The organism is [Phormidium] sp. LEGE 05292, assembly GCF_015207735.1.
Lineage (GTDB): Bacteria > Cyanobacteriota > Cyanobacteriia > Cyanobacteriales > Aerosakkonemataceae > Floridanema.
In genome coordinates this window covers 1-8,297 of the sequence record NZ_JADEWG010000215.1, presented here as the reverse complement: position 1 = coordinate 8,297, position 8,297 = coordinate 1, and the positions used below count along the sequence as shown (strand labels likewise).

General features: G+C 42.4%; 7 protein-coding genes. 4 read left to right on the top strand and 3 right to left on the bottom strand.

Translation table 11 applies throughout. The annotated features are described in order from the left end of the window. The first annotated feature begins 110 nt into the window (after positions 1–110). The 4 genes from IQ264_RS29960 to IQ264_RS29945 all read left to right on the top strand — a co-directional run bounded on the left by IQ264_RS29960 (position 111) and on the right by IQ264_RS29945 (position 3,840). Positions 111–1,178, top strand: a complete 1,068-nt coding sequence (locus tag IQ264_RS29960; protein ID WP_193985928.1) for a D-alanine--D-alanine ligase family protein — start codon at positions 111–113, stop codon at positions 1,176–1,178. A 141-nt stretch (positions 1,179–1,319) separates the two neighbouring features. Next, positions 1,320–2,084: a hypothetical protein gene (locus IQ264_RS29955; protein ID WP_193985925.1), complete on the top strand. Its 765-nt coding sequence runs from the start codon at positions 1,320–1,322 to the stop codon at positions 2,082–2,084. A 270-nt stretch (positions 2,085–2,354) separates the two neighbouring features. Beyond that, positions 2,355–2,933, top strand: coding sequence for a peroxiredoxin (locus IQ264_RS29950; protein ID WP_193985923.1), 579 nt, complete (start codon positions 2,355–2,357; stop codon positions 2,931–2,933). A gap of 91 nt (positions 2,934–3,024) precedes the next feature. Continuing rightward, positions 3,025–3,840 carry a sulfite exporter TauE/SafE family protein gene (locus IQ264_RS29945; protein ID WP_193985921.1) on the top strand — a complete coding sequence of 272 codons (816 nt, stop codon included), beginning with the start codon at positions 3,025–3,027 and terminating at the stop codon, positions 3,838–3,840. Here IQ264_RS29945 and pabB read toward each other — a convergent pair. The 3 genes from pabB to IQ264_RS29930 all read right to left on the bottom strand — a co-directional run bounded on the left by pabB (position 3,821) and on the right by IQ264_RS29930 (position 8,219). Continuing rightward, on the bottom strand, positions 3,821–6,025 hold the full coding sequence (gene pabB / locus IQ264_RS29940) for an aminodeoxychorismate synthase component I (protein ID WP_193985919.1): 2,205 nt from the start codon (positions 6,023–6,025) through the stop codon (positions 3,821–3,823). The two genes, IQ264_RS29945 and pabB, sit on opposite strands and share 20 nt — an antisense overlap. Positions 6,026–6,112: 87 nt before the next feature. Beyond that, complete coding sequence (locus tag IQ264_RS29935) at positions 6,113–6,343, bottom strand: hypothetical protein (RefSeq protein ID WP_193985917.1); 231 nt, start codon at positions 6,341–6,343, stop codon at positions 6,113–6,115. Between the two features lie 103 nt (positions 6,344–6,446). Beyond that, on the bottom strand, positions 6,447–8,219 hold the full coding sequence (locus IQ264_RS29930) for a S8 family peptidase (protein ID WP_193985915.1): 1,773 nt from the start codon (positions 8,217–8,219) through the stop codon (positions 6,447–6,449). Between the last annotated feature and the right edge of the window lie 78 nt (positions 8,220–8,297).

The following is an 8,297-nucleotide window of genomic DNA, read 5'->3' as shown; positions in this document are numbered from 1 at the left end:
CTCCCCATCTCCCCATCTCCCAGTCCCTAGTCCCCAATCCCCAATCCCCAGTGTCCAATTACTGCTTTTGTGTTAACCTATCTGCGATGAGGAGTGTCGGAGGGTTTGTGATGAACAAGTTGCGAGTGGGATTGTTGTTTGGTGGTCGTTCTGGGGAACATGAGGTGTCGATCGTTTCTGCTAGCGCGATCGCAAAAGCAATACTGGCAAATGGAAACGCGGAAAAATACGAATTATTGCCTTTTTACATCCAAAAAGATGGAATTTGGCAAGGTGTGGAAGTTGCCCAACAGGTTTTAGATTCAAAACAACCTCTACAAACAACCACTGATTCTGATAGTTTGAAAGCGAATCTTTGGCAGTTTCCGCAACAAGTTACTGAGGTTGATGTTTGGTTTCCCATTCTTCACGGCCCGAATGGGGAAGATGGAACTGTACAAGGTTTGTTGAGTTTAATGCAAGTTCCTTTTGTGGGAACGGGGGTTTTAGGGTCATCTGTGGGAATGGATAAAATTGCGATGAAAATGGCTTTTTCCCAAGCGGGATTGCCACAAGTAAAATATATGGCAATTAATCGTTCTCAAGTTTGGTCAAATCCTTGCGTTTTTCCGAAGTTGGGTGATGAAATAGAAGCTAATTTAGGTTATCCTTGCTTCGTGAAGCCTGCAAATTTGGGGTCTTCGGTGGGGATTTCCAAAGTACGATCGCGCTCCGAATTAGAAGTTGCATTAGACAATGCCGCTAGTTACGATCGACGCATCATTGTCGAAGCTGGAGTCAAAGCACGAGAAGTAGAATGTGCAGTTTTAGGTAACGATTGTCCCCAAGCTTCTGTGGTGGGAGAAATTACATACAACAGTGATTTTTACGATTACGAAACTAAATATACAGAAGGCAAAGCAGATTTATTTATTCCAGCTAAATTATCATCAGAAATCACTGCTAAAGTTCAAGAAATGGCGATTCTAGCTTTTCAAGCTGTGGATGCGGCTGGTTTAGCGAGGGTAGATTTCTTTTATGTTGAAGAAACGGGCGAAGTATTGATTAACGAAATTAATACATTACCTGGTTTTACCTCTACTAGTATGTATCCCCAACTTTGGGCGGCTAGCGGTGTTCCCTTTGCAGAATTGGTCGATCGCTTAATTCAAGCAGCTTTGGAGAGGGTGCAAAAATAAGTAATTTAAGCAAATAAAGAGATAAATTGATAACATAAATCTAAAATTATCTCTGTAATATTACTGAATTCATCCAGGAAGCAAAACTTCATCTACAGTTGCCGAGATTTTATTCGGAGCATACAATTTTGTTTTGAGAAAGTGCAACTATTAAAAAGTGGCATGGCAAAAAACCGACTGGCGCAGCAGCGATCGCCTGAATTACCCAAATTTAAGAATCCAGCACTGAATCAGCAAAGTAGAAGACCTACTGCATTACCGATTCAGCCATCACCGCGATGGAAAAATCCGAAGAAACAGACGATAAATGAAAGACGCAGAAGAGTCAATCCAGCATTACATAAGCCACTTCCCTGGAATCAATTGTTGGTGCAATTAATTCTGAAGCGTCCGCTGTTGCTGCTGCTGACTTTTTGCGGTGGAATGGTGATAGCAGCTGGTTTAGCAGTCTTTGGTTTAACTCGTCCAGAACCAGCAGTTAATTTAAAGGATCAACCTACTCCGGCTACAACTCCTGTAAGTTCACCGACTCAAAATGCTATTGCGACTCCTGAAACTTTACCCAGTCCTCCGCCTAAAGCAGAAAATTCTTCTGTAACAACAAAGGTAACTCAACAAACTCAACAAAATTTGCCAGAAGGGTTGTATTATGTAGCACTTGGTGCTGGTTGTGGGGTTGGCGCTTGGTTGTTGAACAGACGAAGGTTAGTCGCGGCTAAAATACAGCGCAAACAGTTGCCTAAGTCACTTCCTGGCGAATTTCAGGAAAAAAGCCCTTCTCAGCAAAAGAATAGTAAACTTGCCAAAAGAATAGAACCTAGTTCGAGAAAGCCTTTGGTTGCTAATCCAGAAAAGATTCCTGTGGCAGATTCCATAAAAAAGCAGTCTATGATGAGCGATCGTTAATCTGAAAGCCAGGGGAGATGGGGCGATGGGAAGACAACAGGACAAGGTGAAATTTTAACTTCTGCCTTCAGCTTTCAGCCTTCAAAAAACCTTTTGCTAAATTCTAAATTTTTTTCCTGACCATTATTGGTTATTGGGGAAGTAAGGAATGGTAGATGCACCCTGATAAGACTAATATCCCTCGACTGGTTGGGTCGGGGGTTTTTTGTTTGATCTTAATTGTTCAGTTTGAATAATATATTAGTTAAGTGCATAGTTATTGTCAAAGAAATGCAGAATTTTGATGAAGTCCCAAAAGATGTGCTTTTTGAACTTCCGAAAGACCTTCCTGCACCATTAGATGATGGGGCTTGTAATCATCTAATTGGACTAATGCTTCCCTCCGTAAACCTCGCTTCTACAGGGGGTAAAACAATTAATTTGTCACAAATTTCTGGTTGGCTGGTAATTTACTGTTATCCTATGACTGGTAAACCTGGAAGAGTTATACCTAACGGCTGGATACAAATTCCTGGTGCAGCGGGTTGCACGCTTCAATCTTGTTCTTTTCGCGATCGCTACAGTGAATTAAAAGCACTAAACTGTCAAATATTTGGGATTAGTACCCAAACAATTGAGGATCAACTTGAGGCATCAGAACGCTTGCACTTACCATTCGAGTTATTAAGTGATGCGGCGTTCCAGTTTGCTGAAGCACTGCGATTGCCGATGTTTGAGGTGGAAGGTATGCGCCTTCTGAAGCGAGTCACGTTCATTGTTAAAAACGGAAAAATTGTCAAGTATTTCTATCCAGTCTTCCCGCCTGATAAAAACATTGATGATGTGCTTTCTTGGTTGCGGGAAGTCTGAGTTTCAAGCATAAATTAATTAGTATTACTAATTACCCCATTATTGAATCCAATTGATTGATAATGTTTTTGTCTTCAAGTTGGAAAGTTAAATGCGAAATATTTGGGCGTTTGTGTGGGGTAGTTTGGTTGGTGTTCTGGGGGGACTTATTGGGTTAGGTGGTGCAGAGTTTCGTTTACCGCTTCTGGTTGGCGTTTTTAATTACCGCACACTGCAAGCAATAATTATTAATCTTTTAGTTAGCTTAGTTACAGTTACTTTTTCTTTTATATTTCGTAGTGGTGCGATCGGGTTAAGTAATGTTGTAAGTAACTTGCCCATTATTTTAAATATTTTGGCAGGATCTCTCATCGGTTCTTATTTAGGCGTTCAATATACAACTCGAATTAATGAACGAACTTTGAATAGAATTGTTGTAATTTTCTTGATTGTAATCAGTTTTATTTTAATCGGGCATGAACTAATTTTTAGTGTTCAAAATTGGCAACTTCCCAGCATACTGAAAGTTATTACTAGTTTTTTAGCAGGAATTGTAATCGGTGTATTCAGTAGTATGCTCGGTGTGGCTGGTGGTGAATTGATTATTCCGACAATTATCTTAATTTTTGGAGTTGATATTAAAATTGCCGGAAGTTTGAGTTTAGCTATTAGTATTCCAACTATTTTGATGGGTTTATTTAAGTACAAAAGTCAGAAAAGGTTTGAGGATATTAGCTCAGAGCGATCGTTTATTATTACGATGGGAGCAGGTTCAATTTTAGGGGCATTTATTGGTAGTAATTTATTGCGATTTGTATCAAGTTCCCTGCTACATATAGTGTTGGGAATAATTTTACTGATTTCTGCGTTTAAGTTAGCTAACCACAAGAAATCAGATACTTCTAACTCTAGGGCGACGAAGAGTTGACCGACTTTCCCAGCCATTCATACACTACAGATGGGTTAAAACTCTCAGTTTCTTCTGGTTCTACACCGAGAAAATGATACCGATCGGGCGCAAATTTTCCGTGAATTGTCAGAACAATTGCCTGAATTAAGGCTTTGGCTTTAAGCAGCATTTCTTGATACTCTAAGTCTGGGTCAGACAATGCCACAACACCACCTCCAACACCAATTGATGTTTCCTCTGGGGTGAGAACGGCAGTACGGATGACAATATTCAAGTCAGATGAACCATTCAACCCTAGAAAACCAATTGCTCCTGAGTAAATACCTCGCGCTTCCGGTTCGAGTCGATCGATAATTTGTAGGGTGCGGATTTTCGGCGCACCCGTCATTGAGCCACCGGGAAATGCAGCACGAATACAATCGACTGCGTGTAAGTCTGAAGGTAAATGTCCCCTTACGGTTGTCACCAGTTGATGAACTGTGGTGTATGTTTCTACTTCCATCAGCTTTGGAACATGAACGCTTCCTACATCACAAACCTGGCCCAGATCGTTGCGTAACAAATCCACAATCATTAAATTTTCCGCTCGGTCTTTCTCACTCGATCGCAGACGTTCCCGCAAAATCCGGTCTTCTTCACTAGTCTCTCCCCGATGTAAGGTGCCTTTGATCGGTTTTGTCTCTACCCAACCTTGAGGATCGATTTTGAGAAAGCGCTCTGGAGAAGAACAGGCGATCGCCACATCACTAAAGCGGAAAAAGGCAGAGTAGGGAGCCGGATTGATGCGGCGTAAAATGCGATAAAGTGTCAGGGGTTCTGGTGTTGTATCAGTCTTAATCTGGTTGGTTAAACAAACTTGATAGGTTTCTCCTTCGTGGATTTCATGTAAACATTGGTGAATATCAGAGATATAGTTTTGGGGCGATCGGCCCAAGCGGAAAACCACAGGCTTTGGATGTGGATCGGGAATGATTTCTGGGAGGGGAGCTAAATTTTCCAGTTGTGATTTTATTTCCTCAAACCAAGCTTCTGCTTGTGCAGTTTGTCCCTTCTGTGTCAGACATAGCAGATAGAGAGTTTGCTCTTGGTGATCGATGGCGATTATGCGATCGGCAAAGAGGAACATGGCATCGGGTAATGGAGAAGGATGAACTAACTCCGATCCACACTCAGCTTTAAGTTCGTAACCGAAATAGCCAACAAACCCGCAATTAAAGTCAAACGGTAGGTCTTCCGATGACTGACTCGAAAGCTGAATTTCTCGTTTTAGATAGTCAAAAATACTTTCAGTGCGACGAGTGATGACATCAGATTGTGTCACTATCAATTCTTGAGTTTGGCTGTGGTAGCGAACCAGCAGACTATTTGCACCGCTACCATCACCCATAAAGGAGAAGCGAGACAGACCTATTTCCACTCGACTACTATCTAACCAGAAAGAAGTACTTGACTGGGCGAACAGATGAACAAACAATTGCTCTGAGTCGGGATAGCAGTCTAACTTCTGTGTACAAAGTTGAAATTTTGGCTGTTGTTTTCGATCGCCATCATTAGTCGGGAGTAGGGGAACTTTGGTAGTTTCTACCCATTGTTGTTTTGCTGTTTTTGTGCATTGGGTCAGCACAAATTGACGAGTTAGGTCTCTAAAATTTTCCAGAATGACACGCCCATATTCAGTGCAGATAGACTCTGGATGAAATTGAACTCCCCACAGGGGTAACTCTCGGTGGCGCAATCCCATCACCAACCCATCCTCCGTCCAAGCTGTTTTTTCCAAACAGTCTGGCAGGTCGTTGTCAACCAGAAGAGAGTGATAACGCACAGCGGCGAAAGGACTCGGTATTCCTTTGAACAAGTCTAAACCATGATGATAAATCTTGCTGAGTCTGCCATGACGAACTTCAGGAGCATAGATTACTCTACCGCCATATACATAGCCAAGCCCCTGATGTCCTAAACAAACCCCCAGCACTGGGACATTCACTTTTTCGAGAATTGCGCGACAGATGCCAAAATCTTCGGGTTTTTCTGGACGACCGGGGCCAGGGGAAATTACCACATTATCAAATGTTAATTGCTTTAGCTCTTCCCAGCTGATTCGATCGTTCCGAATCACGAGAGGTAGAGTACCATTGACTTGGGCAATCAACTGATAAAGATTAAATGTGTAAGAGTCGTAGTTGTCAACAATTAAAGTTCGCACAATAATTCAGAGCAAGGTTTTTTATGAGAGGGACATTCTTAGTCCTAATTTGGTGTCAACAATGCAAACTTTACTTGATGGAAATTTCTAGGAATCGATCGCCTGAAAAGATTTTACCTCTAAAATTGGGCCGATCATGGCAAAACTCATCACATCTTCGCGGACTTCGCCTTTAACTTCCACTTTCAAGCCATTTTTGAGCATTTCTTTCGGGGAAGCTTGGTAAATTTCGTAGGTTTTACCATCATCAGCGACTAATGCCCAAGCGCCCATACCTATGGCTTTCCGTTCGATCGTACCTGTAAGAGTGATACTCATGGTAGTTGGTAGTTGGTAGTTGGTAATTGGTAGTGGGTAGGTGAGTGAGTGGGGAAGTGCAAGATATCCCAGTCCCCAGTACCCAGTCACCAGTCCCCATTTCCTATACTGCTGTACGTTGCTTTTCGTCTTTCATTGCTAAACGGGCGAGTCCGAAGCAGAGTAAGGCGTTGATGATTAGGAAAGTTCTGGCGATCGTACTATCTCCCAACCATAATAAACCAGGATCGACAACCGCATTCACCGCCAAACAAGAAGCTACACCCAAACTCGAACCAATAGCAAACCATTTCCAGCTAGGATGACCCAACAACAAAGCAACTAAAACCACAGGAATTAACACGCTAGCCAAAATTGGATTTAACAGCGTTCCTCCAGTAATCGCATTGCCCATTTCAGGAATAGAACTACCCATAACACGGAAAGGCCATTGCGGTAAATCAAAGACGTAAAAACCTCTTAAAAAGAAGAGTCCTGAACTACCAAAAATTAAACCACTACCTAGCGACCAACTCCAAATTGGTAAATAGTTCCGCAAAAACCAAGCTAACAAATAAGAACCAAGTACCATTGCAATTTTCGGTAAAAGTGCGACTGCGCCACCATCCCACCAAAAACGTAGGTTGAGATAACCATTTTCTCTTAACCAGCGGAAGAAGTCGCGGAAAGTAATTTGTCCTTTTAAAGCAAGTTTAACTGCGCCAGCCGCATCCAAATGTCCTGCACCAAAATGGTTTAAAGGGTCTTCTTGTACCTTGCGAACAGACTGTGTTAAAACTTCCCGAATTTCATCTGGTGATTCCACACCGCTAGCTTTCACCATTGCAGCAACAGCAGCAACGTGGGGAGATGCCATACTAGTTCCTTGTAAACCAGTAAAGGTGGCACTGCCTGTTTCAGGATCGATCGTTTCTTGTAAAATTTGACCGTTTTCGCTACCACCAGGGGCGGAAATATCTACACCTGCGCCAAAGTTAGAGTAAGGGGCTTTTTCTCCAGAAGGGCCAGTAGCCGCCACACTGATAACATGAGGATAACGGGCGGGATAAGATGCGGAGTTGCGGCTTTCGTTTCCAGCTGCGGCAACAACTACCACGCCTTTACTGTAAGCATAGTCTACAGCTTCTTCTAAAACTTGGCTTTCACCAGCACCACCTAAACTTAAGTTAATCGCATCTGCACCGTTATCGGCAGCAAACCTGATAGCTTCAGCAATATCTGCAACTGTACCACCGCCATAAGCACTTAATACTTTTAGCGGCATAATGCTGGCTTCATAAGCGACACCAGCTACACCATAATTATTATTGGTAGATTGAGCGATCGTACCTGCAACGTGAGTACCATGTCCGTTATCGTCGGTTGCTTCTTCTTTGTCGTTAACAAAGTCGTAGCCTTTAACAAATTTAGTTTGTTCCAAGTCGGGAACAACAGTAACGCCTGTATCAATAACGGCGACTGTCATTCCTGCGCCTTTAGTTTCTTCCCAAGCTGACTCGACGTTAATGCTACGTAAGTTCCACTGTTTTACGTAGTCGGGGTCGTTGGGTGCTTCTAAAGCTTTATATTCATAATTTGGCTCAATAGTTTCGGTTTTTTTACCAATTTCCGATTTTCTCAGAGCTTGGAGTAAGTTTTTGTCGCCTTTGACAATATATACGTTGTCTTTAGTGGAAAATTCGCTGTTTAGGCGAGGGGAAACTTTGTATTGTTGGGAAATTGTTTCTAAACTACTGGTAATTTGCGCTGCGGGTATATCTTCCCGAAAGTCCAAAACAATAGAATCGTATGTACCTTGGTTTGCTAGACCTTTAAAATTAGAGAGTGCCCAAAGCAAACCGACGGCAAATAAGCAAATTAAGAAAAGCTTTCTCATGTCAAACCGCCAAGAGTAGCGTTAATGTGATCACCAAGATAACTCATGGTAGGGGGGATTGGGGAATAGGGATTGGGG

Bases quoted from the DNA above. Each gene is read 5' to 3' on its own strand.
- IQ264_RS29960 (WP_193985928.1), top strand. From the start codon at position 111: ATGAACAAGTTGCGAGTGGGATTGTTGTTTGGTGGTCGTTCTGGGGAA.
- IQ264_RS29950 (WP_193985923.1), top strand. From the start codon at position 2,355: ATGCAGAATTTTGATGAAGTCCCAAAAGATGTGCTTTTTGAACTTCCG.
- IQ264_RS29945 (WP_193985921.1), top strand. From the start codon at position 3,025: ATGCGAAATATTTGGGCGTTTGTGTGGGGTAGTTTGGTTGGTGTTCTG.
- IQ264_RS29935 (WP_193985917.1), bottom strand. From the start codon at position 6,343: ATGAGTATCACTCTTACAGGTACGATCGAACGGAAAGCCATAGGTATG.
- IQ264_RS29930 (WP_193985915.1), bottom strand. From the start codon at position 8,219: ATGAGAAAGCTTTTCTTAATTTGCTTATTTGCCGTCGGTTTGCTTTGG.